General features: G+C 73.6%; 20 protein-coding genes. 11 read left to right on the top strand and 9 right to left on the bottom strand.

Features of this window, described 5'->3' with window-relative positions; genetic code table 11:
- Positions 1–47: 47 nt before the first annotated feature.
- The 4 genes from ABT263_RS06800 to ABT263_RS06785 all read right to left on the bottom strand — a co-directional run bounded on the left by ABT263_RS06800 (position 48) and on the right by ABT263_RS06785 (position 3,491).
- Positions 48–488 carry an SRPBCC family protein gene (locus tag ABT263_RS06800; protein ID WP_352288320.1) on the bottom strand — a complete coding sequence of 147 codons (441 nt, stop codon included), beginning with the start codon at positions 486–488 and terminating at the stop codon, positions 48–50.
- 126 nt (positions 489–614) lie between these two features.
- Positions 615–1,616, bottom strand: a complete 1,002-nt coding sequence (locus ABT263_RS06795; RefSeq protein WP_352288319.1) for an ABC transporter permease — start codon at positions 1,614–1,616, stop codon at positions 615–617.
- Positions 1,613–2,620, bottom strand: a complete 1,008-nt coding sequence (locus tag ABT263_RS06790; RefSeq protein WP_352288317.1) for an ABC transporter ATP-binding protein — start codon at positions 2,618–2,620, stop codon at positions 1,613–1,615. Before ABT263_RS06790 ends, ABT263_RS06795 begins: the two co-directional genes overlap by 4 nt.
- 55 nt (positions 2,621–2,675) lie before the next feature.
- Positions 2,676–3,491: an ABC transporter permease gene (locus ABT263_RS06785; RefSeq protein ID WP_352288315.1), complete on the bottom strand. Its 816-nt coding sequence runs from the start codon at positions 3,489–3,491 to the stop codon at positions 2,676–2,678.
- Between the two features lie 124 nt (positions 3,492–3,615).
- On the opposite strand from ABT263_RS06785, the gene ABT263_RS06780 reads away from it, so the two are divergent.
- Both ABT263_RS06780 and ABT263_RS06775 read left to right on the top strand, forming a co-directional pair.
- A complete protein-coding gene (locus ABT263_RS06780; protein ID WP_352288312.1) occupies positions 3,616–4,503 on the top strand; it encodes a winged helix-turn-helix transcriptional regulator in 888 nt (295 codons plus the stop codon).
- A gap of 40 nt (positions 4,504–4,543) precedes the next feature.
- Positions 4,544–5,437, top strand: a complete 894-nt coding sequence (locus ABT263_RS06775; RefSeq protein ID WP_352288310.1) for a HipA family kinase — start codon at positions 4,544–4,546, stop codon at positions 5,435–5,437.
- Positions 5,438–5,559: 122 nt separating this feature from the next.
- Here ABT263_RS06775 and ABT263_RS06770 read toward each other — a convergent pair whose 3' ends face one another.
- The 3 genes from ABT263_RS06770 to ABT263_RS06760 all read right to left on the bottom strand — a co-directional run bounded on the left by ABT263_RS06770 (position 5,560) and on the right by ABT263_RS06760 (position 10,023).
- Positions 5,560–7,050, bottom strand: coding sequence for a S8 family peptidase (locus ABT263_RS06770; RefSeq protein ID WP_352288307.1), 1,491 nt, complete (start codon positions 7,048–7,050; stop codon positions 5,560–5,562).
- A 357-nt stretch (positions 7,051–7,407) separates the two neighbouring features.
- Positions 7,408–8,526, bottom strand: a complete 1,119-nt coding sequence (locus ABT263_RS06765; RefSeq protein WP_352288305.1) for an amidohydrolase family protein — start codon at positions 8,524–8,526, stop codon at positions 7,408–7,410.
- Between the two features lie 3 nt (positions 8,527–8,529).
- Positions 8,530–10,023: a type I glutamate--ammonia ligase gene (locus tag ABT263_RS06760; protein WP_352288302.1), complete on the bottom strand. Its 1,494-nt coding sequence runs from the start codon at positions 10,021–10,023 to the stop codon at positions 8,530–8,532.
- Positions 10,024–10,570: 547 nt separating this feature from the next.
- Between ABT263_RS06760 and ABT263_RS06755 the strand changes: the two genes are divergently transcribed.
- From ABT263_RS06755 to ABT263_RS06715, 9 genes are all read left to right on the top strand, one after another.
- Complete coding sequence (locus tag ABT263_RS06755) at positions 10,571–12,346, top strand: 3-hydroxyacyl-CoA dehydrogenase family protein (protein WP_352288299.1); 1,776 nt, start codon at positions 10,571–10,573, stop codon at positions 12,344–12,346.
- A 233-nt stretch (positions 12,347–12,579) separates the two neighbouring features.
- Positions 12,580–13,488, top strand: coding sequence for a TetR family transcriptional regulator (locus ABT263_RS06750; protein WP_352288296.1), 909 nt, complete (start codon positions 12,580–12,582; stop codon positions 13,486–13,488).
- A 377-nt stretch (positions 13,489–13,865) separates the two neighbouring features.
- A complete protein-coding gene (gene ccrA / locus ABT263_RS06745) occupies positions 13,866–15,203 on the top strand; it encodes a crotonyl-CoA carboxylase/reductase (RefSeq protein ID WP_352288294.1) in 1,338 nt (445 codons plus the stop codon).
- Complete coding sequence (locus ABT263_RS06740) at positions 15,203–17,242, top strand: ethylmalonyl-CoA mutase (protein WP_329490094.1); 2,040 nt, start codon at positions 15,203–15,205, stop codon at positions 17,240–17,242. Before ccrA ends, ABT263_RS06740 begins: the two co-directional genes overlap by 1 nt.
- 25 nt (positions 17,243–17,267) lie before the next feature.
- Positions 17,268–18,245 (top strand): HpcH/HpaI aldolase/citrate lyase family protein, encoded by a 978-nt coding sequence (locus ABT263_RS06735; RefSeq protein WP_329490093.1) that lies wholly within the window; start codon positions 17,268–17,270, stop codon positions 18,243–18,245.
- Between the two features lie 29 nt (positions 18,246–18,274).
- On the top strand, positions 18,275–18,778 hold the full coding sequence (locus ABT263_RS06730) for a MaoC family dehydratase (RefSeq protein WP_352288293.1): 504 nt from the start codon (positions 18,275–18,277) through the stop codon (positions 18,776–18,778).
- A 184-nt stretch (positions 18,779–18,962) separates the two neighbouring features.
- The gene (locus tag ABT263_RS06725) at positions 18,963–20,165 is read left to right on the top strand and encodes an acyl-CoA dehydrogenase family protein (protein ID WP_329490091.1); all 1,203 of its coding nucleotides are present in this window, start codon (positions 18,963–18,965) and stop codon (positions 20,163–20,165) included.
- Between the two features lie 506 nt (positions 20,166–20,671).
- Positions 20,672–21,364, top strand: a complete 693-nt coding sequence (locus ABT263_RS06720; RefSeq protein WP_329490090.1) for a phosphatidylserine decarboxylase — start codon at positions 20,672–20,674, stop codon at positions 21,362–21,364.
- The gene (locus ABT263_RS06715) at positions 21,351–22,229 is read left to right on the top strand and encodes a CDP-alcohol phosphatidyltransferase family protein (protein WP_380391186.1); all 879 of its coding nucleotides are present in this window, start codon (positions 21,351–21,353) and stop codon (positions 22,227–22,229) included. Before ABT263_RS06720 ends, ABT263_RS06715 begins: the two co-directional genes overlap by 14 nt.
- A 213-nt stretch (positions 22,230–22,442) precedes the next feature.
- Here ABT263_RS06715 and ABT263_RS06710 read toward each other — a convergent pair whose 3' ends face one another.
- Entirely contained in the window at positions 22,443–23,768 is a 1,326-nt protein-coding gene (locus ABT263_RS06710; RefSeq protein ID WP_329490089.1) for a hypothetical protein, read from the bottom strand.
- Between the two features lie 402 nt (positions 23,769–24,170).
- A complete protein-coding gene (locus ABT263_RS06705) occupies positions 24,171–25,286 on the bottom strand; it encodes an alpha/beta hydrolase family protein (protein ID WP_352288290.1) in 1,116 nt (371 codons plus the stop codon).
- Positions 25,287–25,494: the final 208 nt, after the last annotated feature.

Here is a 25,494-nt window from a genome sequence, read left to right as displayed (position 1 = left end):
GGGCGGCGGCCGGCGGCCCTCCCCGGCCGGCCCGGACGCGCCCGGTCTCAGCGGACCTCGGCCGCCAGGTTGGCCAGGATCTGGTCGTGGATCCGGTTCAGGCCCTTCGGCGCGAAGGTGCGCTCGAAGAAGCCGCCGATGCCGCCCGCACCCTGCCAGGTGGCCGAGACGGTGACCTTCGACCGGCCCTCACCGGCCGCGGCGACCGTCCAGGTGATCACCATGCTGGAGTTGGCGTCCTTCTCCACCAGCTGGTCCGGCGTCGGCGCCGAGACGGTGAACAGGCAGTCCCGCACCCGCTTCTCGGTGGCCTGGAGCCGCCAGTGCACCTGGGTGCCCGCGCCGGTGCCGCCGACCCGGACCTCGTACTCGCTGTACTGCGCCGGCAGCAGCTTGGGGCGGGTCACCTGGTAGTCGGCCAGCGCCTCGTAGACCCGCTCGGGGGCCGCGTCGTAGGCCCGCTCGGTGGTGGCCTGTACCTGTCCCATGACCGTGCTCTCCTCGTCTGGTACGTCCGGTTTCACCGGCTAGCCAACCACAGCGCACGGCCCGGGACGGTGCAGGGGCTCGGGGTGGCACCGCGTCCCGGCCGGCCGGGGCGCGCCGGGCCGGGCTCAGGACAGGCGCAGGCCCCCCGTCCGCTGCGCCCGCGCCTCGCCGAGGCGCAGCGCCAGTGCCGCGCCCGCCAGCAGCAGCACGCAGAGCACGGCCAGCCGGCCGAGCCCGGGGGCGAGTTCGCCGAACCCCTCCCGCTCCAGCAGTGCGCCGCGGACCACGGCCAGGCTGCCGGTCAGCGGCAGCGCCGCGCCGAGCACCCGCAGCACCCCGGGCAGCGCGAAGACCGGCAGCCGGACCCCGGCGACGAACCACATCGGATCGTCCAGCACGGTGTAGACGAAGGTGGAGTCGCGCGAGAACACCATCAGGCTGTTGAGCAGCGCGCCCCAGGCCACCGCGGGCAGCAGCAGGGCGAGGAGCACCACCGGGTAGACCCAGGGCCCGGCGACGTCCAGGCTGCCGAAGCCGAAGGCGGCGGCGCCCAGGAAGCAGGTGAGCAGCCAGGCGTTCTGCAGCAGTGCGCCGGCGCCGTTGGCCAGCATCAGGACCAGCCGGTCGGCGGGCGAGAGGAAGAGCAGCTCCAGCGTGCCCGTGGTGCGCTCGTAGGCGAAGTTCCACGCGGACTGGACGAGCGAGAAGAAGAACGCCCAGGCCAGCGCACCGGTCGCGAGGAAGCCGAGCAGCTTGGCCGGGTCGGCGGCGAGCGGCCAGCGGGCGGCGGCGGCCGAGCCGGCGGCGATCGGGTGCAGGGTGTAGTAGGTGGCGGCCAGTTGGAGCACCGGCCAGACCAGCATCGAGGCGAGCACCAGTGGCTGGCCGAAGAGCGTGCGGTGCTGCTTCAGCGCCTCGGCGGCGAACACCTTGCCGGCGTGCCGCAGCGGCCGGGTGGCGAGGCGGTCGCCGTCCGGGCGGGGCGGGCGACGGGTGCCCGGGCGGGGTGGCGGGAGGGTGCGGCCGACGGGGTGGGGCGGCCGGGCGCCGCGGTCGGCCGCGGCGAGCAGCAGCAGCTCGAGGGAGGGCGGCGCGGGGTGCGCCGGCCCGGTCGACGGGCCGGTCACGCGGCCACCTCCGAGCGGGCGTCGGCGGGCGCCGGGGCGGTGTCGGTGAGCGCCAGGACGGCGTCCTCCAGGGTGGCCTCGGTGACCTCCAGCCCGCCGATCGACCCGCCGGCGGCGACGATCGCCCCCGCCAGCGGGCCGGCCACGTCCTCGGGATGGCGGACGGTGACCAGCAGGCCGCCCTGGCCGGTGGCCCCGAGCTCGGCGCGGACACCGAGGCGGAGCGCGAAGTCGGCCACGGCGGCCTCCAGTTCGGGAGAGGGGTTGGTGACGGTGACCCGGACGCTGCGGTGGCTGCCGGTCGCGGCCTTGAGCTCGGCCGGGCTGCCGGCGGCGAGGTGGCGCCCGCCGGAGATCACGTAGACGTGCCCGCACAGTTCCTCGACCTCGGTCAGGTAGTGCGAGGTGAGCAGCACGCCGCGCCCCTCGGCGGCGAGGGCGGCGACCACCCGGCGCAGGTCCCGGGCGATCGGCGCGTCCAGGCCGAGGGTGGGCTCGTCGAGCAGCAGGTAGGCCGGGTCGTTGATCAGGCCGCGGGCGATCGAGAGCCGCTGGGTCATGCCGCGCGAGTACCGCTCGACCGGGGTGTCGGCGGCTCCGGTGAGGCCGACCAGCTCCAGGAGTTCGCCGATCCGGGGGCGCAGAACCGCGCCGGGGACGTCGTAGAGGTGGCCGAAGTAGCGGAGGTTCTCGGCGCCGGTGAGCTTGCCGTAGACCATCCGCTCGCCGCCGGCGATCAGGTTGATCCGGCGCCGGGCCTCGCGGGCGTGCTCGACCAGGTCGAGGCCGTCCAGGGTGACGGTGCCGGAGGTGGGGCGGAGCAGGGTGGCGAGGATCTTGATGGTGGAGGTCTTGCCCGCGCCGTTGAGGCCGAGCAGTCCGGTGACCCGGCCGGCCGGGATCTCCAGGTCGAGGCCGTCGACGGCGGTCTTCACGTCGCGCGGGCCGAAGAGGCCCTTCTCCCGGCTGCGGAAGGTCTTGCGCAGGGCGGTGGTGCGGATCATGTCACTGGCTCCGGTTCGGGTGGTCCATGCGTCGGGGGCTCCGTTCGGAGGCGGTTCAGAAGCTCCGCTCGGCGGCCCGGCGCTCGGCGGCGGGCAGCAGCCGCAGACCGAGCAGCAGGAAGCCCAGGCTGAGGGCGAGGCAGGTCACCAGCCGCGCGGTGAGCTCGGTGAGCGGCTGCCCCCGGCCGAGCGCGCCGCGCAGCACGTCCATCGCGGAGGTGACGGGCAGCAGCTCGGCCAGCCACCGGGCGGGCACCGGCAGGTAGCTGTTGGGGAAGGTGATGCCGCAGAGCAGCGAGACGGCGAGGAAGACGGTGTTCTGCGAGATGTGCGCCTCGCCGGCGACGATCATCAGCGCGCCGAGCAGCACCGCGACGGCGAACACGGCGGCGCTGAGCGCGAGCAGCCCGGCGAGGGCGGCGAGCGGGTGCCAGGCGGGCAGCGTGACGCCGAGCACCGCGGCGAACCCGCCGAGCAGGCCGACCTCGACGGCGGTGTTGAGCAGCGCGAACCCGGTGAAGCCGAGCAGGTAGGGCAGCCGCCCGGCGGGGGCGATCAGCAGTGCGCCCAGGGTGCCCTGGCGCTGCTCGGTGATCAGCGCCTTGCTGCTCCAGAGCAGCATCCGGACGGTGAACATGTAGCCGGCCGCGCCGATCGCGATGTAGCCGAGGTAGTCGGCGCCTCCGGTGCGGGCGGTGAAGTCCTCGGCCACCGAGCCGCCGCCGATGGCGTGCAGGCCCAGGTAGGACAGGCCGAGGGTGAAGACGCCGATCAGCAGACAGCCGACGGCGTAGGACCACGGGTAGGCCCGGAAGGTCATCGTCCAGGTGCGGCGCAGCGTCGCCCAGGCGACGGACATCTGCTCCCCCATTCGTTCTCGTTCGTCCTCAGGCGCACTCGTTCCGCGTGAGTTTTCATCAGGAACTTACAAGTTCCCTTTCGGAACTCGCAAGGGGGTGCGAGGATGGACCGTCCTGGACGTGAGAGGAGCGACGGTGCTCAAAGAGGTACCCGCGCGGGATGCCACCTGCGCGATCGCCCAGTCGGCGGCCGTGATCGGCGACTGGTGGAGCATCCTGATCGTCCGCGAGTCGGCGCGCGGCCTGCTGCGCTTCGACGAGCTCCAGCACGAGCTGGGCATCTCCCGGAAGGTCCTCACCGAGCGGCTCGGCCACCTGACCGAGGCCGGCGTGCTGGTCCGGGTGCCGTACCAGAGCGCCCCGGTGCGCCACGAGTACCGGCTCACCGAGGCCGGCCGGGCGCTGCTGCCGGTCCTGGTCGCGATGCAGGACTGGGCGGACCGCTGGCTGCTCGGCGACGGCGCGCTCTCCGGCTCGGCCGCGCCCGACAGCGCGGAGGCCGCCCGGCTGGCGGCGCTGCCCGGCACCCGGTTGCCGGCGCTCACCCTGCCCGCGCACACCGGCGGCGAGCTGGACCCGGTCGATCCGGCGGCCGGCGCCACCGTGCTGTTCTGCTACCCGGCCACCGGCCGCCCCGGGCCACTGCCGCCGGGCTGGGGCGACATCCCCGGCGCGGTCGGCTGCACGCTGGAGAACCGACTCTTCCGCGAGGCGTACCCCGAGTTCCGCGCGGCCGGTCTGGCGCTGCGCGGGGTCTCCACCCAACGGCCCGACGAACAGCGGGAGTTCGCGGCGGCGGAGGAGATCCCCTTCCCCCTCCTGTCCGACCTGGACGTCCGGCTGGCGGCCGCCCTGCGGCTGCCCACCTTCCACGTCGGCCAGGGCCTGCGGCTGAAGCGGGCGGTGCTCGTGCTGGACCGCGCCCGGGTGGTGCGCCGGGTGGCCTTCCCGGTCACCGACATCCCCGCCGCCGTCCGGCAGGCGCTCGCGGACGCGCGCGAGGTGGCGCTGGAAGACCGCTGAACGGGTCGGGCCCGCAAGCGCACGGGTTAGGGTGACGGATGTGCTCGATCAGGTGACAGCAGTGCGCTACGTCGATCCGCTGCGGGCCGGCGGCTCCGTCCCCGGCGTCGTGGAGACCGACGACCTCGGCACCTACGTGGTCAAGTTCATCGGTGCCGCGCAGGGCCGCAAGGCCCTGGTGGCCGAGGTGATCGTCGGTGAACTGGCCCGGCGGCTCGGCCTGCCGGTGCCGGAGCTCCGGCTGGTCGACTTCGACCCGGCGGTCGCCGGCGCCGAGCCCGACCCGGAGGTCCAGGACATCCTCCGGGCGAGCCGCGGACTCAACCTCGGGATGGACCTGCTGCCCGGCGCCCGCGACTTCAGGCCCGGCATGATCCCCGTCGGGCCGGCCGAGGCCGGCCGGGTCGTCTGGCTGGACGCGCTCACCGGCAACGTCGACCGCAGCGTGCACAACCCCAATCTGATGGTCTGGCACGGCAAGCTCTGGCTGATCGACAACGGCGCCGCGCTGGTCTTCCACCACCGCTGGTCCGGCGCCGCGGGCTCGGTGGGCAAGCGCTACGACCTGAGCGCCCACGCCCTCGGCGGCTACGCCCCCGACGTCGCGCTGGCCGACGACGAGCTCGGGCCGCTGGTCACCCCCGCGCTGCTGGAGGAGGTCGTGGCGCTCGTCCCCGACGCGTGGCTGGCCGACGAGCCCGGCTTCGACTCGGTGGCGGCGGTGCGGCACGCCTACGTCGCCCACCTCGCCGCCCGTGCGGCGCGCTCCCGCGACTGGCTGCCGGACGGCTTCGCCACGCCCGAGCAGGTGCGCGAGGCCGAACGCCGGCGGGCCGCCGCCAGCCGGGCCGGCCGGCCGGCCTGGCTCCAGGAGGTGCCGGACCTGCACGGCAAGCCGGCGGTCGAGACGGTCTGGGACCACCACTTCGAGTGAGGGCCGGGGCGCCGCCGGTACCCGTGAGGGGTGGGGAGCGGGACCGAAGTCCCGCTCCCCACCCCTCGGTTCGATCAGCCCCGGCCGCTCGGACCGTCGGCGCCTACCGTGCGGTCAGCGCGTCAGCGCCACCACTGGACCGCCTTCTCGGCGTTGATGATGCCCGCGCCGTAGAAGCCGTTGTCGTCCGCGCCGCCCTCGCAGGTGGCCGCCCACCTGCCGGTGCCGCCCGGGTTGTACGGGCCCGACGGGCAGGCGTGCGACTCGGCCTGGTTGGTCAGCATCTCGGTCAGCTCCTCCGGGCTCGCCCACGGGAAGGTGCTGGCGAGCAGCGCCAGGACGCCGGCCGCGTGCGGGGAGGCCATCGAGGTGCCCTGCATGTAGCCGTAGCGGCCGCCGGGGATGGTGGAGAGGGTGCGGCCGTTCTTGTCCGGGGTGTCCGGGATCTGGTAGAGCCGGTCGCCACCGGGGGCGGCGACGGTCACCTTGTCCTTGCCGTAGCTGGAGTAGTACGACTTGTCACCGTTGACGCCCACCGAGGAGACCGAGACCACGCCGTCCAGCTCGGTCGGCAGGTTGAGGCAGTCCTGGGTGATCGGGCGGGTGCCCGGGGTGGTGTCGTCCGGGCTGCTGACGTCCACGGTCTTGTGGGCGAGGTCGATGTTCTCGTTGCCCGCCGCGGCCACGTTGAGGACGCCCTTGCGCTGCGAGAACTCGACCGCGCGGCGCACGGCGGTGGTGATCGCCGCCTGGTCCGCGTCGTTCTGGCAGTTGAACATCCACGGGTCGACGTAGTAGCTGTTGTTGGTCACCTTGAACTTGTGCTCACCGGCCCAGACGAAGCCGCAGATCGCGTACTCCGGGTAGATGAACCCGCCGTCGTCGACGACCTTGACGGCGGCCAGCTTGACGTTCGGGGCTATGCCCTCGATGCCCTTGCCGTTCTTGGCCGCGGCTATGGTGCCGGCCACGTGGGTGCCGTGGTCGCCGTCGGGGCCCGGCTGCCAGGCCGCCCAGTCGGTGTTCGGCTTGCCGCCGTCGATGCAGGAGACCGACTGCGAGGCGTCGACGTTGGCGGCGAGGTCCTCGTGGGTGCCGTCGATGCCGGAGTCCAGCACGCCGACGGTCACGTTGCGGCTGCCCAGGGAGAGCTTGTGGGCCTTGTCCACGCCGATCTGACGCATGTCCCACTGGTTGGCCCAGTAGGGCTCCTGGCCGGCCGCGGCGGCGGTGACCGGCTCGGCGGCGACCTCGGCCTTCTGCGTCTCGGCGGCCGTGATGCCCTTGGTGCGGCTGGTGCCGACCGACTGGACGCCCTTCGCCTTCCGCAGCTTGGCGGCGAACTGGGTGTCGGTCGAGCGGGCGATCACCACGCCGATCTGCTCGTACGAGTACACCACGGTGCCGCCGAGGGTCGTGACGGCCTTCTCGACCTTCTGCACCTGGCCGTGGTTGGCCTGGGTGTTGACGACGTAGCTCAGCAGCGGCCCGGTGGTCGGCTCGGCCCCGGAGGCGGCGACGGCGGTCCCGGCAGGCAGTGCCAGGGCACTGGCCGCGGCGAGGGCGACGCCCACTGCGGCGTACCGGGTCCGGCTGATCCGAGGAACACTCATAGGGGTTGGCCCTCCCGAGTCGTCGTGCAGCTGCGGATGGCAGGTGCAGTGGAATGATCGGGACGCTAGTGAACATGCGTTGTAATCCGCAAGAGGTAGTCATCTAATCGACACCGTTCGGCCACTTCCGAGGGGTGCGGCTCCGGCCGATCCGACCCGGTGTCAATCCATACGGTGAATATCCGGCCCGCGCGCGCTTTCCCTCACCGGGGCGTAGACGATCCACAATTCCCGGGCCACCGGGGCCGCTCGGCGCACCCGGTCAGGGGCCGCCGCCGGGGCGCCCGCACCGCGCCGACCAGGGCCGGACGCTCCACCGGCCGGCCGGCCCGGGCCGCCACCGCGGCCGCCCGCCGCTCAGAGCCGGTACAGGCGACGGGCGTTGTCCGCCGCGACCTGCCGGGCGAGGTGGCGGCCGTCGGCCGCCGAGCAGGCGCCGTCCGCGCGCCAGCCGTCCAGCAGGGCGCCCAGGCCGTGCCGGAACTGGGCGGTGCCCACCAGGTAAAGCTCCGGCAATCCATAGGCGTCGGTGGAGAAGAGCAGCTTGCCGAACGGCGTCAGCTCCAGCATCTCGCCGAGGACGGCGGCCACCCGGGGCCCGACGTAGGAGGCCGTCAGCCCGAGGTCGGTGTACACCAGCGGGAAGGCCTGGGCCAGCCAGGCCGCCTGCCGGTGGTAGGGATATCCGTGCAGGAGCACCAGCGGAACGCCGCTCGGCTCGGCGGCCCGGACGAAGTCGGTCAGCAGCGACGGGTCGGCCCGGTGCAGGGTGAGGTCCGGATCGCCGAACCCGGTGTGCAGTTGGAGCGGCAGGCCGAGCTCGGCGCAGACGTCGAGGGCCGTCCAGAGCAGGTGGTGCAGCAGCACGGGGTGGCTCAGCCGGCCGCGCCCGGCGCGCAGCCACTCCCCGGCGGCCGCCACCACCGCCGCCGGGGCGGGGCGCTCGGCCGGTACCGCCAGGCCCTGCCGGTAGGCCACCACCGACTTGACCGCCACCGCGCCGGCCGCCGACGCGGCCAGCGCCTCGCGGACGAGGGCCGGCCAGGACCCGGCCGGCGCCGAGACGGTCTCGGCGACGGACTCCAGCCGGACCACCTCGCGCACCCGGGCGCCGGCCGCCTCGGCGAACTCGCTGAGCGGGAGCAGCGGGTGGCCGGCCGCCTCGGCCAGGCCGGTGTCCACCAGGCAGGTGTCCAGCCCGGCGGCCGCCAGCAGCCGCCGGGTGGCCTCGGCGGCGCCCAGCTCCGCCCGCCGGGCCAGGTAGTCGGCGGCGGGGGCGTGCACGGGCAGCCCCAGCGCGGGCGGGCACCAGCGCCGCACGGCCAGGCCGAGGGCGCTGTCGAACGGCGTGGTGCCGGGCGCGGGCGGGCGGTCGGACTCGGTGAGCAGCCCGGCCAGCGCGCCGTCGGCGAGGTCGGCCACCACCACGCTGTGGCAGTGGTGGTCGACCAGCGCCGGCACCTCCAGCGAGCGCACCGGTCAGTACCGCCAGCGGGTGGCCGCGACCAGCTGCTCCGGGGTGGCCGAGGCGTGGCGCTCGCTCTCGCCGCGGCGGACGGCCAGCACCGCCTCGTACAACGGCTCGCCGAGCGCCTCGCGGAGCACCGCCGACCGCTGGTAGGCCGCGAGCGCGTCACCCGGGCCCGCCGGGAGCCGGGGCACCGTGCCGGGCGCGGCCTCGGCCGGGTCGCCGGTGAACTCGGGCGGGAGCGCGAGCCGTTGCGCCAGCCCGGCGAGACCGGTGGCGAGCACCCCGCCGATCGCCAGGTACGGGTTGGCGGTGGCGTCGAAGCACTTGATCTCGGCGTTGGCCGCGGTGGCGCGCTCCCCGGTGGAGCCCGTCACCAGCCGCAGCGCCGCCTCCCGGTTCTCCAGACCCCAGCACTGGTAGGCGCCGGCCCAGTGCGAGGGCACCAGCCGCAGGTACCCGGCCGGGCTGGAGGAGCCGAGCACCAGCAGCCCGGGCAGCGCGCCGAGCACTCCGGCGAGGAAGCCCTCCGCCTCGGCCGTCAGCCCGTGCGGGCCGGCTCCGCCGCGGGCGAGGTTCCGGCCGTCCCGCCAGAGGCTGAGGTGGAGGTGGCCGCCGTTGCCGACCGAACCGGCCTCGACCACCGGGGCGAAGGAGGCGCGCAGGCCGTGCCGGGCGGAGACGGCGCGGACGGTCTGGCGGACCAGGACGGAGGTGTCGGCGGCCTCGACCGGCCCCTCCGGGGCGACCGACACCTCGAACTGGCCCGGCGCGTACTCGGGGTGGATCTGCAGGACGGCGAGGCCCTGCGCGCCGAGGGCGTGCAGCACCTCGCGCAGGTAGTCGGAGAGGTCGGTCAGGCGCTGCATGCCGTAGGCCGGGCCGTCGGTCGGGTAGCGGGGCTCCTCCTGCGCCGGCCCGGCGAGCGCGACCACCCACTCGACCTCGATACCGGCCTTGACGGTGATCCCGCGCTCGGCGGCGGCGGCCGTCATCCGGCGGGCGAACAGCCGCTGGCAGCCCGGGTGCGGGGCGCCGGACTGGGTGTACCGCTCGCCCGGGACCCAGGCCCAGCCGGGCTGGGCGGCCAGCGGGACCACCCGGTCGAGGTCCGGGTAGAGCCGGAGGTCCCCGGTGGGCCCGCCGATCGACCGGCTGGTGACGATCGAGTCGTCGGCCAGGAAGACGTCGAAGCAGGGCGCCGTGCCGACACCCCACTCGGCGGCGTGCACCAGCCCGTCCAGCGGGACGGCCTTGACCCGGGCGATGCCCGCGTTGTCCACCCACGTGACGGCGACCGCCTCGACCCCCGCCGGGCGCAGCCGCTCGACGGCCGCCTGCGCCCGCTCGCCGCGCTCGGCCCGCGGCGGCAGCGCGACGGCGGCCGCCGGGCCCGCGGACGGGTCGGGCGCGGCGGCGGGCCCGGACGCGGCGGCGGGCGCCGCGCCCCGGCTGGGCTCGGACGGGTCGGCGAGGCCGGCGGAGGAGACGGCTCCGGTGCTCATGCGGCCATGCTGTCCTGCCCGCCGACCAGGGGGAATTCCCCTATCGGGTGGTTCCGGCGGACGCCTGTCCACCCGCTCACTCCCGCGGGTCGCACCCCGGGCCGCCGCGGACCCCGGGACCCGGCCGCCCCGGGCGCGGGCCGGCGGCGACCCGGGGCGGCCGGGAATCCGGTGGCGCCCGCCCCCTTCCTACTGGCGAGTAGCTTCGCTACAGTGTCCGCACGCACCACCGTCGGGCTTCGGGAGCCGCACCGACGGGGTCGCCGGCCGGCGCGTGATCGCGCGGAACGGTCCGGCGGCGGGCGGTGCGTCTTCACCGGTCGTAGCCGCGGGTCGCGGCGGGCCGGATTCTCGCCTCGTATCAGAGTCGCTTCCTTCACCCCGAGCGCCTGAGTACCACGGCACACCCGCAGCACGGCCGGAGCGGACCGGCGGCTGCGCCGGTGGGCCGCAACCGTCATCTCCCCATGCCCCCGCGCGCGGACCCTCCTCCGGCGGCGCGTCCGCCGGAGCGCGCGCGGGCCCTTATGACAAGGAGTCAGGACAGATGGAGCGTCCCTTCCCCACGGTCGCCGTGGTCGGCCTCGGCACGATGGGTGCCGGCGTCGCGGTGGCGGTCGCGCAGAGCGGCCGCCGAGTGATCGGCATCGAGGCCACCGAGGACTCCGCCGCCCGGGCCCTGGCCCGGATCGAGGAGGCCACCGCGCACGCCGTCGCCCGCGAGCGGATCACCGCCGAGGACCGGGCCGCGCTGCTCGAGCGGATCTCGGTCGGCCACGCGCTCGACGCCGCCGCCGCGGCGGACCTGGTGATCGAGGAGGTCCCCGAGCAGCTGGAGCTGAAGCGGGAGCTCTTCGCCGAGCTGGACCGGATCTGCCCGCCCGCGACGGTGCTGGCCACCGGCACCACCGCGCTGTCGGTGACCCGGATCGCCGCCGCCACCGCGCGCCCGGAGCGCGTGCTGGGCCTGCACTTCTTCAACCCGGTGCACACCATGAAGCTGGTCGAGGTGGTCCGCACCGTGCTGACCGCCCCGCAGGTCGCCGAGGACGCCGCGGCGTTCGCCCGCGACCTCGGCAAGGAGCCGGTGGCGGCGGGCGACCGCGCCGGCTTCGTGGTGAACGGGCTGCTCTTCGCGTACCTGAACCAGGCCGCCGCGATGTTCGAGTCCAAGTACGCCACCCGCGAGGACATCGACGCCGCGATGCGGCTCGGCTGCGGGCTGCCGATGGGACCGCTGGCGCTGCTCGACCTGATCGGCGTGGACACCGCGCGGACCGTCCTGGAGGCCATGTACGAGCAGTCCCGGGACCGGCTGCACGCACCCGCGCCGATCCTCGGCCAGCTGGTCTTCGCCGGGCTGCTGGGCCGCAAGTCCGGCCGGGGCTTCTACACCTACGAGGCGCCCGGCTCGTCCAAGGTGGTCGGCGCCGCCACCGGGGCCACCGCGGCGAAGGCGCCCGGCCGGGAGGTGCGCCGGGTCGGCGTCTGCGGCTCCGGCACGATGGCCACCGGCATCGTCGAGGTGTTCGCCAAGGCCGGGTACCCGGTGCTGCTGGCCGCCCGCAGCCAGGAGAAGGCCGAGCGGGCCAAGGCGCAGCTGGCCCGGTCGCTGGAGCGCTCGGTGGCCAAGGGCCGGCTCTCCGAGGAGCAGCGCGACGCGGCGCTGGCCCTGGTGACGCCGGTCGGGCAGTACACCGAGCTGGCCGACGTCGACCTGGTGGTCGAGGCGGTGGCCGAGGACCTCGCGGTCAAGCGCGAGCTGTTCGCCACCCTGGACAAGATCGTCAAGCCGGGCGCGGTGCTCGCCACCACCACCTCCTCGCTGCCGGTGATCAGCTGCGCGGCGGCCACCTCGCGGCCGCAGGACGTGATCGGCCTGCACTTCTTCAACCCGGCGCCGGCCATGAAGCTGGTCGAGGTGGTCTCCACCGTGCTGACCGCGCCGGACGTCACCGCGACGGCGCTGGAGATCTGCGCCAAGGTGCGCAAGCACCCGGTGGAGTGCGGCGACCGGGCCGGGTTCATCGTGAACGCGCTGCTCTTCCCGTACCTGAACGACGCCGTGCGGATGCTGCAGGAGCACTACGCGACGGTGGACGACATCGACACCGCGATGAAGCTCGGCTGCGGCTACCCGATGGGCCCGTTCGAGCTGCTGGACGTGGTCGGCCTGGACGTCTCGCTGACCATCGAGCAGGTGCTGCACCAGGAGTTCCGCGAGCCGGGCCTGGCGGCGGCGCCGCTGCTGGAGCACCTGGTGGCGGCCGGCTGCCTGGGCCGCAAGACCGGCCGCGGGTTCCGCGACCACGCGCGCCGGTGACCACGCCGTCGGTTGGGGGCGCCGCGCCGCTGGGCGCGGGCCCCACCGGGACGGGCCCGGCCGGCCCGGCACCGCTCCTGCCGGGGCAGCCCGGGTACGGGCCGCCGCGCACCGGCTGGAGCCCCGGGGCGGTGTCGGCGCGCTGGCCGAGACCGGCCGTGACCGGACCGGTCGCCCCGGTACGACGGGGAAGGCCCGCGGCGCCGGCGCCGGGGGCGTGTAGCGTTCCGGGCATGGATCGGGTTCAGTCAGCCTCCCCGCAGCACTCCGCCGGACCGCGCGGCGCCGACCGGCCGTCCGGGGCCGGCGCCGAGGGGAATCCCGGCAACCGCCGGGCGGCCGCGCAGCGCCAGCAGATGCGTCAGGACCTGGCCACGGCGGCGATGGAGCTCTTCGCCTCGCAGGGCTACGAGGAGACCACGGTCGACCAGATCGCCGCGGCCGCCGGCGTGGCCCGGCGGACCTTCTTCCGGTACTTCCGGTCCAAGGAGGAGGCGATCTTCCCGGACCACGACGACACCCTCGTCCGGGTGGCCGACCTGCTGGCCAGTGCCGAGGCCGACGAGCACCCGCTGGACGTGGTCTGCCGCGGCATCAAGGAGGTGCTGCGGATGTACGCCTCCACCCCGGCGGTCTCGGTCGCCCGGTACCAGCTGATCCGTCAGGTGCCGGCGCTGCGCGAGCGGGAGATCGCCGTGGTGGCCCGGTACGAGCGGCTGTTCACCCGCTACCTGCTGGGCCGGTTCGACACCGGGGGCGAGATCCCCTCGGGCTGGCAGCGGGCCGGCGAGGACGACTCGATGCTGGCCGAGGTGTCGGCGGCGGCGGTCGTCGCGGCCCACAACCACGTGCTGCGGCGCTGGCTGAGGGCCGGTGGCCGGGGCGACGTGGAGGCGCAGCTGGACCACTCCTTCGAGGTGATCCGGCGGACCTTCTGGGCCTCCGCGGCGCCGGGGGTGAGACGGCGGGGGTCCCTGGTGGCACCCGGTGCCAGTGTGACCCCCCTGGAGGAGGCGGCCGCGAGCGCACTGAGTGCCAGCCCCGGAGGTGAGGTACTCATCACAGTGGCCCGGACCGACGCTCCGCTGGACGTCGTGGTGGACAGCATCAGGGCCGCGCTGAGCAGTGCCAGGCACGCCTGAGAGCTAGCGTTTCCGCAGGTCAGAGCAGTTCGAAGGGCCCGTACCGACGATCCGGTGCGGGCCCTTCGCGCACCCGTCGGCGGGCGCTCGAACGCGGATTTGATTCACCTGAATTGATGACACCCGGTGTCTTTACGAGTGGCACAGGGTGCCACTACCTTGTTACCCACCAGTCGCGGCGCCGCGGCTCCCCACCACGGCGCGCCGTCGTCCGGCGCTCCCACACCCCGGGAGCTGTGCCCAGCAAGGTCCACCGCAGATCCACCGCACGGTCCCAGCCAGGCCACCCAACCACCCATCTCAGCGAAGCCGGTGTCCGCTCCCGGCTCCCCCAGACGCCCTGTGCCCCTCACACAGGTACGCCTTCGGAGGCAGCCATGAAGGAAATCCTCGACGCGATCCTCAACTCCGACAGCACCGCGGCGGACTTCGCCGCGCTCAAGCTGCCGGAGTCCTACCGGGCGGTCACGCTCCACAAGGACGAGGAGCAGATGTTCGCCGGCCTCGACAGCCGCGACAAGGACCCCCGCAAGTCCCTCCACCTCGACGAGGTCGCCCTGCCCGAGCTGGGCCCGGGCGAGGCCCTGGTCGCCGTCATGGCCAGCGCCGTGAACTACAACACCGTGTGGAGCTCGATCTACGAGCCGGTCTCCACCTTCGGCTTCCTGGAGCGCTACGGCCGGCTCTCCCCGCTGACCAAGCGCCACGACCTGCCGTACCACGTGCTCGGGTCCGACCTCGCGGGCGTGGTGCTGCGCACCGGCGCCGGGGTCAACGTCTGGAAGCCGGGCGACGAGGTCGTCGCGCACTGCCTCTCGGTCGAGCTGGAGTCCCCGGACGGCCACAACGACACGATGATGGACCCGGAGCAGCGGATCTGGGGCTTCGAGACCAACTTCGGCGGTCTGGCCCAGCTGGCGCTGGTGAAGACCAACCAGCTGCTGCCGAAGCCGAAGCACCTGACCTGGGAGGAGGCCGCCTCCCCCGGCCTGGTCAACTCCACCGCCTACCGCCAGCTGGTCTCGCGCAACGGCGCGGGCATGAAGCAGGGCGACAACGTGCTGATCTGGGGCGCCAGCGGCGGCCTCGGCTCGTACGCCACCCAGTACGCGCTGGCCGGCGGCGCCACCCCGATCTGCGTGGTCTCCAACGACCAGAAGGCCGAGATCTGCCGGGCGATGGGCGCCGAGGCGATCATCGACCGCTCCGCCGAGGGGTACAAGTTCTGGAAGGACGAGAACAACCAGGACCCGCGCGAGTGGAAGCGGCTCGGCGCGAAGATCCGCGAGTTCACCGGCGGCGAGGACGTGGACATCGTCTTCGAGCACCCGGGCCGCGAGACCTTCGGCGCCTCGGTCTACGTCACCCGCAAGGGCGGCACCATCGTCACCTGTGCCTCCACCTCGGGCTTCATGCACCAGTACGACAACCGCTACCTGTGGATGTCGCTCAAGCGCATCGTCGGCTCGCACTTCGCCAACTACCGCGAGGCGTTCGAGGCCAACCGCCTGATCGCCAAGGGCAAGATCCACCCGACGCTCTCGAAGGTCTACTCGCTGGAGGACACCGGCCAGGCCGCCCTCGACGTGCACCACAACAAGCACCAGGGCAAGGTCGGCGTGCTCTGCCTGGCGCCGGAGGAGGGCCTGGGCGTGCGGGACGCGGAGTTCCGGGCGAAGCACATCGACGCCATCAACCGCTTCCGGAACGTCTGATGGCCGGACGCGACCGCCCCTGGCTGATGCGCACCTACGCGGGGCACTCGACCGCGAGCGACTCCAACGCGCTCTACCGCAAGAACCTCGCCAAGGGGCAGACCGGCCTGTCGGTGGCCTTCGACCTGCCGACCCAGACCGGCTACGACTCGGACCACGTCCTCGCCCGCGGCGAGGTCGGCCGGGTCGGCGTCCCGGTGGGCCACGTCGGGGACATGCGGGCCCTGTTCGAGGGCATCCCGCTCGAACAGACCAACACCTCGATGACGATCAACGCCACCGCGATGTGGCTGCTGGCGCTCTACCAGGTGGTCGCGGAGGAGCAGGGCGCCGACATCGCCAAGCTCACCGGCACCACCCAGAACGACATCGTCAAGGAGTACCTCTCGCGCGGGACGCACGTCTTCCCGCCCGGGCCCTCGGTCCGGCTGATCACCGACATGATCGCCTACACCGTCGGCAACATCCCCAAGTGGAACCCGATCAACATCTGCAGCTACCACCTGCAGGAGGCCGGCGCCACCCCGGTCCAGGAGATCGCCTACGCGATGTGCACCGCGATCTCGGTGCTGGACGCGGTGCGCGACTCCGGCCAGGTGCCGGCCGAGCGGATGGGCGAGGTGGTCGCCCGGATCTCCTTCTTCGTCAACGCCGGCGTGCGCTTCGTCGAGGAGATGTGCAAGATGCGCGCCTTCGCCCAGCTCTGGGAGAAGGTCACGCTGGAGCGCTACGGCATCCAGGACGCCAAGCAGCGCCGCTTCCGCTACGGCGTCCAGGTCAACTCGCTGGGTCTGACCGAGGCGCAGCCGGAGAACAACGTCCAGCGGATCGTGCTGGAGATGCTCGCCGTCACGCTCTCCAAGGACGCCCGGGCCCGGGCCGTCCAGCTGCCCGCCTGGAACGAGGCGCTCGGCCTGCCCCGCCCGTGGGACCAGCAGTGGTCGCTGCGGATCCAGCAGGTGCTCGCCTACGAGTCCGACCTGCTGGAGTACGGGGACCTCTTCAACGGCTCCGAGGTGATCGAGACCAAGACCGCCGAGCTGCTGGCCGGCGCCGAGGCCGAGATCGCCAAGGTGCTGGAGATGGGCGTCAAGGCGGGCAACCGGGGCATCATCCCGGCCGTCGAGTCCGGCTACCTGAAGTCCAACCTGGTCGCCTCGCACGCCGCCCGGCGGGCCCGGATCGAGTCCGGCGAGGACAAGATCATCGGGGTCAACTGCTTCGACACCACTGAGGAGAGCCCGCTCACGGCCGACCTCGACACCGCGATCATGGTGGTCGACCCGGCCTCCGAGCAGTCCGTGCTGGCCGCACTGGAGGAGTGGCGCGGCAAGCGCGACGAGGCCGCCGCCCAGCAGGCGCTGGAGGAGCTCAAGGCCGTCGCCGGCACCGACGTCAACCTGATGGAGGCGACGCTCGCCTGCGCCCGCGCCGGGGTCACCACCGGCGAGTGGGCCTTCGCCCTGCGCGAGGTCTTCGGCGAGTACCGCGCGCCCACCGGCGTCGGCGGCGCGCCGGTCGCGGTGGCCGCCGAGCCCGGCGGTGAGCTGGCCGCGGTCCGCGAGGCGGTCGCCGCCACCGCCGCCGAGCTCGGTGTCGGCAAGCTGCGCCTGCTGGTCGGCAAGCCCGGCCTGGACGGACACTCCAACGGCGCCGAGCAGATAGCCGTCCGGGCCCGTGACGCCGGGTTCGAGGTGGTCTACCAGGGCATCCGGCTGACGCCCGAGCAGATCGTCTCGGCCGCCGTCGCGGAGGACGTGCACTGCGTGGGCCTGTCGATCCTCTCGGGGGCGCACTCCGAGCTGGTGCCCGACGTCCTGCACCGGCTCCGCCGGGCCGGGGTGGAGGATGTCCCGGTGATCGTGGGTGGCATCATCCCGGCAGCGGACGGCGAGGCCCTCAAGGCCGCCGGCGTCGCCGCCGTGTTCACCCCGAAGGACTTCGGCATCACCACCATCATCGGCCGGATCGTGGACGAGATCCGGCTGGCCAACAGGCTCCAGCCGTGGACGCCCACCACCGCCGCGTCCACCAGCTGATCGTGGAAGGAACTGACCACCCCTCATGAGCAACGCCAGCGACACCCCCGTCAACCGGCTCCGCCCCCGCCGCTCCTGCCTCGCCGTACCGGGCAGCAACCCGCGCTTCCTGGAGAAGGCCCAGGGCCTCCCGGCCGACCAGGTCTTCCTCGACCTGGAGGACGCCTGCGCCCCGCTGGTCAAGGAGAGCGCCCGGCACAACATCGTCGACGCGCTGAACAACGGTGACTGGGGCAAGAAGACCAAGGTCGTCCGCGTCAACGACTGGACCACCCACTGGACGTACCGCGACGTGATCACGGTCGTCGAGGGCGCCGGCCCCAACCTCGACTGCATCATGCTGCCGAAGGTCCAGGACGCCGAGCAGGTCCGGGCGCTCGACCTGCTGCTCACCCAGATCGAGAAGACCATGGGCTTCGAGGTCGGCAAGATCGGCATCGAGGCGCAGATCGAGAACGCCAAGGGCCTGATCAACGTCGACGCGATCGCCGAGTCCTCCCCGCGCCTGGAGACGATCATCTTCGGCCCGGCCGACTTCATGGCCTCGATCAACATGAAGTCCCTGGTGGTCGGCGAGCAGCCGGCGGGCTACCCGGCCGACGCCTACCACTACATCCTGATGCGCATCCTGATGGCCGCCCGCGCCAACGACCTGCAGGCCATCGACGGCCCCTACCTGCAGATCCGCAACCAGGAGGGCTACCGCGAGGTGGCCGGCCGCGCCGCCGCGCTCGGCTTCGACGGCAAGTGGGTGCTCCACCCGGACCAGGTCTCCGCCGCGAACGAGATCTTCTCGCCCTCGCAGGAGGACTACGACCACGCCGAGCTGATCCTCGACGCCTACGACTGGTGCACCTCCGAGGCGGGCGGTGCCAAGGGCTCCGCGATGCTCGGCGACGAGATGATCGACGAGGCCAGCCGCAAGATGGCCCTGGTCATCGCGGGCAAGGGCCGCGCCGCCGGGTTCGAGCGCACCTCCAAGTTCGAGCCCCCGCAGGCCTGACCCCTCCTGACCTCCTAAGGACCATTGAGATGCAGTTCGGACGCACCTACGAGGAGTTCGAGGTCGGCGCTGTCTACAAGCACTGGCCCGGCAAGACGGTCACCGAGTACGACGACCACCTCTTCTGTCTGCTCACCATGAACCACCACCCGCTCCACATGGACACCAACTACGCGGAGCGGACGACCGACTTCGGCAAGAACGTCGTGGTCGGCAACTACATCTACTCGCTGCTGCTCGGAATGTCCGTCCCGGACGTCTCCGGCAAGGCGATCGCCAATCTGGAGATCGAGTCGCTGCGCCACATCGCGCCGACCTTCCACGGCGACACCCTGTACGGCGAGACCACCGTGCTCGACAAGTGGCCGTCCAAGTCCAAGGACGACCGCGGGATCGTGTACGTCGAGACCAAGGGCTACAAGCAGGACGGCACGGTCGTCTGCATCTTCCGCCGCAAGGTGATGGTGCCGACGGCGACGTACATCAAGGAGCGCGGCGGCGAGCAGCCCGGCCGCCCGACTCCGCTGTCCTAGCCCGTCCAGAGCCGTACCACCCAGGAGCCCCGGAGGGGTAGGCCGCCGTCATCGGCCGATCCCCACCCCGGTTCCGGGGGCCCTGCTGCCGCAGCCACGCCGGCAGGGCCCCCGGAAAATCCCCCCCCCCCCGCTGTTCTGCCCTCCCCCCACCCTCTCCCTCTTTCGCCACAGGAGCCGCACGATGGGACGCCTCGCACAGACCGACGGCCTCACCGAGATCCAGCGGGACATCCTCGCCACCGTGCGGGATTTCGTCGACAAGGAGATCATTCCGGTCGCGACCGAGCTGGAGCACAAGGACGAGTACCCCACCGCCATCGTGGAGGGGATGAAGCAGCTCGGCCTCTTCGGCCTCACCATTCCCGAGGAGTACGGCGGCCTCGGCGAATCGCTCCTCACCTACGCCCTGGTGGTGGAGGAGATCGCACGCGGCTGGATGTCCGTCTCCGGCATCGTGAACACCCACTTCATCGTGGCCCACATGATCAACGCGCACGGCACCCAGGAGCAGAAGGACTACTTCCTGCCGAAGATGGCCGCCGGCGAGATCCGCGGCGCCTTCTCGATGTCCGAGCCGGGCCTCGGCTCCGACGTCTCCGCGATCTCCACCAAGGGCGTCAGGGACGGGGACTCCTACGTCCTCAACGGCCAGAAGATGTGGCTCACCAACGGCGGCACGTCCACCCTGGTCGCGGTGCTCTGCAAGACCGACGAGGGCGGCAGCTCCCCGTACAAGAACATGACCACCTTCCTGATCGAGAAGACGGCGGGCTTCGGCCCGAACCCGACCGTCCCCGGGCTCACCGTGCCCGGCAAGATCGAGAAGATGGGCTACAAGGGCGTCGACACCACCGAGCTGATCCTCCAGGACGTCCGCGTCCCGGCCGACCGCGTCCTCGGCGGCGCCCCGGGCAAGGGCTTCTACCAGATGATGGACGGCGTCGAGGTCGGCCGCGTCAACGTGGCCGCGCGCGGCTGCGGCGTCGCCCGCCGCGCCTTCGAGCTGGGCATCTCCTACGCCCAGCAGCGCTCCACCTTCGGCAAGAAGATCGCCGAGCACCAGGCGATCCAGTTCAAGCTCGCCGAGATGGCCACCAAGGTCGAGGCCGCCCACCAGATGATGGTGATGGCCGCCCGCAAGAAGGACAGCGGCGAGCGCAACGACCTCGAGGCCGGCATGGCCAAGTACCTCGCCTCCGAGTACTGCAAGGAGGTCGTCGAGGACGCCTTCCGCATCCACGGCGGCTACGGCTTCTCCAAGGAGTACGAGATCGAGCGCCTCTACCGCGAGGCTCCGATGCTGCTCATCGGTGAAGGTACTGCGGAGATCCAGAAGATGATCGTCGGACGTCGTCTGCTGGAGGAGTACCGCATCGCGGAGTGAGGACGACCAGCACGAAGACTCGCCCGGGCGGCGCGGTGACGCTCCGCCCGGCGGGTTGACGGCCCGGTGACGGCCGGTCGACGGGCGTGCGGGCCCGTCCCGGCACCCCGCCGTGCCACCACGACCCCGGCCTGGTCCGCCTGGGGTCCGGCACGGCTCCCCGAAGCGGCCGTAGGGCGTACAGCTGCTGTCACGCGCCTTGCGGCCGCTTCGGCGCACCCCGCGCGCGCCCCTGCGCCGACGGCCCGGGGTTCCCCGGGCATGCCTGTTGAGACAAGAGTCACCAGCCCTGCCCGGACCCTTGGGAACCGGAGCGGGTCGAGCTACGGTCGTATACACAGAAGGCGCAGCTGCGCCGCACGCAGGACACATGACCGAGCAGGCGGGTTGCCCACCCACCGTGTGGTCCCGATAGCATCCACCGGGACAGACGCCGTCCCTTTATTACTCGATCCCCGCGGTGGCCCCCGTCCAGCGGCCATGATCCCCCGCGACAAAGGTCTTCGATGCCCATCAGCCCGTCCCCTCACACCTCCGTCACGGACAGCGATGCCCTCGCCGCCACGACGGCCGGCCGGCGACCCCGCGTGACCATCGCGCGCGGAGCCACCCCCTGGTTCGTCCCCACCCTCGCCACGGCAGCCGTGACCACCGCCCTCACCCGGCGCAATGGCGCGTGGGCCCTGGCGGCGGTGCCCGCCTGTGCGCTCAGCGCCGGCATGCTGTGGTTCTTCCGCGACCCCGAGCGTGAGATCGGCACGGGCAGAGTGATCTCCCCCGCCGACGGCGTGGTGCAGAGCATCGACGCCTGGCCGGACGGCCGCACCCGGGTGGCGATCTTCATGAGCCCGCTCAACGTCCACGTCAACCGGGCGCCCCTGCCCGGCACCGTGACCTCCGTCGAGCACGTCGCGGGTGGTTTCGTGCCCGCGTTCAACAAGGACAGCGACCAGAACGAGCGGGTCGTCTGGCACTTCGACACCGAGCTCGGCGACATCGAGATGGTGCAGATCGCGGGGGCCGTGGCCCGCCGCATCGTGCCGTACGTCGACGCCGGTACCAAGGTCGAGCAGGGCGATCGGATCGGTCTGATCCGCTTCGGGTCCCGGGTCGACACCTACCTGCCGGCCGGCGTCGAGGTCGGCGTCGAGGTCGGCCAGAAGACCACAGCCGGGGTGACGCGCCTTGACCGTGACTGAACCTGAGACGATCGTCGGCCTGGACGACGAGGAGACGGCCCTGCGCCGCCGCCGTTGGGCGCGGGACCGCGAGCTGCGTGCCCCGCGCTCTCCCCAGCACCTGTCCACCGCCGACTTCCTGACCCTGGGGAACGCCGTCTGCGGCTTCCTGGCGATCTACTCGATCACCACCGGGGTCCTCGTCCCGCACATCACCAACCCGGACGCCGCGCCGGACAAGCACAGCGCCGCCACCGCGGTGACGCTGCTGCTGATCGGCTCGATGTGCGACCTCTTCGACGGACTGGTGGCGCGCAAGCTGCGCTCCTCCGCCCTCGGGGCCGAACTCGACAACCTGGCCGACCTGATCAGCTTCGGCATCGCGCCGGCCTACTTCGTCGCGGTCTGGGGCATGGTCTCGCCGGGCTCCGACAGCCGTCTCTCGGCGCTGATCGCGCTGACGGTGCTGCTGTCCGTGGTGCTGCGGCTGGCGCGGTTCTCCGCCGTGAAGATGCGACCCGGGGTGTTCCAGGGCATGCCCTGCCCGATGGGCGCCATGACGGTGATCGCCATCGTGCTGCTCGACCCGCCGTTCCTGCCCGGTCTGCTCGCCATCGCCGGTACCGCGTACCTGATGATGAGCCGGATCGAGTACCCGAAGCCGCAGGGGCTGCTGGCCACCGCGACGCTCTGCTGGATCGTGCTCTCGATCGGCTGCCTGGCGGCCTGGGCGACCGGCCTGAAGGGCGGCGACTACCTGCTGCACATCGGCGCCTACGGCCAGATCGCGCTCGCCGCGATGGCCCCGCTGCTGGTGATCCGGCGCAAGGTCGGCCAGAAGGTCGGGGACGTCCGGGCGCGCCGGGCGGAGTCCCGGCTCGGCTGACCCCGAGGGACGTACGACGAAGGGCCCGGATCCGCTCGACGGATCCGGGCCCTCTCGCATGCCCTGCGGCCCTTGCCGGGCCGGTGGTGACGGCCGTGCGGGCGGCGTGCGGCCCCGCGGCGGCCGGCCGCGGCCCTGCCGGGCCGGGTGGCGGCCGTCGGCCGCCGCGGTCAGGCCCGAGCGGCTCCGCGCCGCCGCGGTGCGCCCTGACGGCTACGCGCCGCCGCGGTGGACGCTGAAGGCCGAGCGCCGGGCCGCGCGGGCCACGACCGGGTCCGGGTGGACGCCGGAGACCGCGGTCAGCACCGACGCCGCCCGCGGGTGGCCGGACTGCCGGGCCCGGGCGAACAGCCGGACCGGGTCACCGGCCGAGGCGCCCTCGACATGGCCCACCAGCAGCTCGGTCTCACCGTGGTCGAGCACCGCGGCCGCGGTGTCCACCCAGAGCCAGGCGGCGTCCTCCGCGCCCAGCACATCGGCCGGGGCGACGCCCTCGTCCGACTGCTCGGCCAGCCAGAGCAGCGCGTAGGGGCGCAGCACCGGGGCGTCCACGGCCGCCCGGACGGCCTGCTCGGCGGTGGAGCCGGCCACCCGCAGCGCCTCGAAGGCGAGGCCGCGCACCAGCGCGTCGTCACCCTGGGCGGCGTCCAGCAGCTCGGCCACCGCCCGGTCGGCCGGTCGGGCCGCCACCCAGGCGCGGAACTCGGCCCGGGCCGGGCCCGGCGAGTAGTCGGCGCAGGCGTTGAGCAGCTCGAAGGCGCTCTGCTCGATGTGCCCGGCGGCGGTCTGCGCGACGGTGCAGATCTCCTCCAGCTTGGCCCGCACCGCCCAGTGCCCGAGCGGGGAGAGCTCGGCGGCGTCGTCCTTGCGGACCACCGCGCCGACCGCGGCCAGGCCGTCCAGCATCCAGTCCAGGACGGCCGCCACGTCGGAGGGCGCGGCCGGGGTGTCGATCTGCGGCTCGCGGCAGGTGCCGCGGACGGCCGAGACCGCGGAGGCGGCGTGCGGCACGGGCGAGAGGCCCAGCGCGCCGTCGCCGCCGCCGACCCGGCGCTCGTCCAGGCCCCGGCGCAGCAGCTCCAGCAGTTCGCTGTCGGCGACCGGGCCGGCCACCAGGTGGAGGAAGGAGAGCAGCTGCGGCGCCTGGTCGACGGCCTGCCCGGCGAGCACCGCGAACACGCCGCGCAGGGCGGCGGGCGGCACCGGGGCGAGCAGCGTCCAGGCGTCGAACAGGGCGGACCAGCCGCGGACCACGGCCTCGTCGTCGTGCTCCCAGGCGTGCAGCCGCCAGCCGGGGGCGGCGCCGCCGTCCCGGGCCTCGACCAGGCCGACCAGCAGGGCCTGGCCCCAGGCCTTGCCGGCGGCGCCCACCGTCATGGCGAGGGCGCGGCCCGCGTCGCGGGCGTCCTCGGGGAGCAGCTCGCCGCGCTTGTCGACCTCGGCGAGTTCACCGGCCCAGCGGGCGATGCGGACGGCGTCGATCAGCATCCGACGGGCCAGCGGGGCGAGCTCGGCGGGAGCGGGGAAGCCGTCCGGCACCGGGACCCGGCCACGGCCGGGGGCTGGTGCGGGGCCTCGTCGGCGGGGTACGCCGGAGCCGCCCGGCCTGGCGCCGGCGGGGCGGTGGGCAGTTCCGGGGAGACGGGTCACCGTCGCACCGGAGCCGATCGTCGGCGGGAGCTGGGCATCACGGTCGCGCGGATTCCGAGACGTCACGTCGAGCAGTCTTCCCCTTGTACCGGCCTTCTGTCACATCCGATCGGCCCCGACTCCCGACAGGTGGTCGCAGGGGGTCGACAAGATCGGGCAACAGAGGCCAAACCGCCTAGCCGGATCTGTGTGACGCGGACACGCCAGCCTGGGCAAAGACGGGGCGGACGGGGTGCGGGAAGGGGCCCGAGGGGCTGTCCGGAACACGGCTGGGAGCGCCCGCGACGGGCCTCAGAGCAGCGGGGTGAGCCAGCGCCGCAGGTGCTCCTCGTAGCGGTCGGGGTCGGCGTTCCAGAGGCCGGCGTGCTCGCCGCCGGGGACGGCCTGGAGGCCGACCACGTCGGAGCGGCGGTGGGCCAGCCGGGCGGCGGCCTGCCAGGGGGCCAGCGCGTCGTCGGGCCCGTGCAGGAGGAGCGTGGGCACCCGCAGGTCGGTGCCGTCCGCGAGGCGGGCGAAGTCGGCCAGATCCACGCCGGCCCGGCCCTCGGCCGCGAGCGCGCCCAGCTCGGCGGCGGCGCCCCGGTAGCCGGCCCGGGCGGCGCCCCGGCGGGCGGTGGCCGACCAGTCGAGCACGGGCGAGTCCAGCACCAGGCCGCGGATCGAGGAGGCCCAGGCGGAGCGGGCCGCGGTCTGCAGGACCATGGTCGCGCCGAGCGACCAGCCGTACAGGATGACCCGCCCGGCGCCGCTGTCCAGGGCCAGCCGCAGGGCCGCCTCGACGTCGCGCCACTCGGTCTCGCCGAAGTGGCCGAGGCCGTCCGGGGAGGCCGGCGCGCCCTCGTCGCCGCGGTAGGTGACGGCCAGGACGGGCAGCGCGAGCCGGTGCAGGACGGGCATCACCGGGAGGGTCTGCTGCCGGTCGGCGCCGGGGCCGTGCACCAGGATCACCCAGGTGCCCCGCTTGCCGTCCAGCCGCCAGGCGGGCAGCGCGCCCAGCTCGCCCTGGACGGCGGTCTCGGTGTACGGCAGGCCGAGGGCGCTGGTCGGGTCGCCGAGATGGACGCGGGGCGTGAAGCGGACCGCCGTACCGGGGGCAAGGGTGCCGCGGTCGGCGCGGACCAGCCGGCGGCTGACGCCCCGCTCGTCGGCGTGCAGGATCTCGCCGACCACCGCGTGCCCTCCGTCGCCCCACTCGACGGCCCAGCGGCCGGGGCGGGCGCTCTCGGCGCCGCGGGTGAAGGTGGCCCGTCCGGCGGCGAGGGTCAGCACCACGACGGGGCCGGCGGCCCGCTCGCGGCCGACCGCCGGGCGGACCATCCGCTCGGAGGCCCTCCGGCCGATCAGCAGGACGGCGGCCCCGGTGCCGACGGCGGCGGCCGCCACGGCGGCTGCGGTTCCCCAACGCATATCGCTCCCCGCTCTGTTGGTCGCGGACTGGGCAGTCTGCCCACCAGTCCACTCGCGGGGGCGCCACCCGGCCACCGGACGCGGCCGTCCGGGTCACGGCGGCGCGGGTCCTGGCCGGGTCACGGCGGCACGGGAAGCGGCGGCGCGGTTCTCGGCCCTCTGGTCACGGCGGCACGGGAAGCGGCAGAGATAGGGCAGGGAGGGGGAG

Origin of the sequence: Kitasatospora sp. NPDC001603 (assembly GCF_040298365.1) — a bacterium.
In the GTDB taxonomy this organism is placed as follows: Bacteria; Actinomycetota; Actinomycetes; order Streptomycetales; family Streptomycetaceae; genus Kitasatospora.
Note: the sequence above shows the minus strand (reverse complement) of the source record. Positions and strands in the feature narration are given on the sequence as shown.

Coding starts and splice junctions, on each gene's coding strand:
- ABT263_RS06800 (WP_352288320.1), bottom strand. CDS start 488: ATGGGACAGGTACAGGCCACCACCGAGCGGGCCTACGACGCGGCCCCC.
- ABT263_RS06790 (WP_352288317.1), bottom strand. CDS start 2,620: ATGATCCGCACCACCGCCCTGCGCAAGACCTTCCGCAGCCGGGAGAAG.
- ABT263_RS06785 (WP_352288315.1), bottom strand. CDS start 3,491: ATGGGGGAGCAGATGTCCGTCGCCTGGGCGACGCTGCGCCGCACCTGG.
- ABT263_RS06770 (WP_352288307.1), bottom strand. CDS start 7,050: ATGAGTGTTCCTCGGATCAGCCGGACCCGGTACGCCGCAGTGGGCGTC.
- ABT263_RS06760 (WP_352288302.1), bottom strand. CDS start 10,023: ATGAGCACCGGAGCCGTCTCCTCCGCCGGCCTCGCCGACCCGTCCGAG.
- ABT263_RS06755 (WP_352288299.1), top strand. CDS start 10,571: ATGGAGCGTCCCTTCCCCACGGTCGCCGTGGTCGGCCTCGGCACGATG.
- ABT263_RS06750 (WP_352288296.1), top strand. CDS start 12,580: ATGGATCGGGTTCAGTCAGCCTCCCCGCAGCACTCCGCCGGACCGCGC.
- ccrA (WP_352288294.1), top strand. CDS start 13,866: ATGAAGGAAATCCTCGACGCGATCCTCAACTCCGACAGCACCGCGGCG.
- ABT263_RS06740 (WP_329490094.1), top strand. CDS start 15,203: ATGGCCGGACGCGACCGCCCCTGGCTGATGCGCACCTACGCGGGGCAC.
- ABT263_RS06735 (WP_329490093.1), top strand. CDS start 17,268: ATGAGCAACGCCAGCGACACCCCCGTCAACCGGCTCCGCCCCCGCCGC.
- ABT263_RS06730 (WP_352288293.1), top strand. CDS start 18,275: ATGCAGTTCGGACGCACCTACGAGGAGTTCGAGGTCGGCGCTGTCTAC.
- ABT263_RS06725 (WP_329490091.1), top strand. CDS start 18,963: ATGGGACGCCTCGCACAGACCGACGGCCTCACCGAGATCCAGCGGGAC.
- ABT263_RS06720 (WP_329490090.1), top strand. CDS start 20,672: ATGCCCATCAGCCCGTCCCCTCACACCTCCGTCACGGACAGCGATGCC.
- ABT263_RS06705 (WP_352288290.1), bottom strand. CDS start 25,286: ATGCGTTGGGGAACCGCAGCCGCCGTGGCGGCCGCCGCCGTCGGCACC.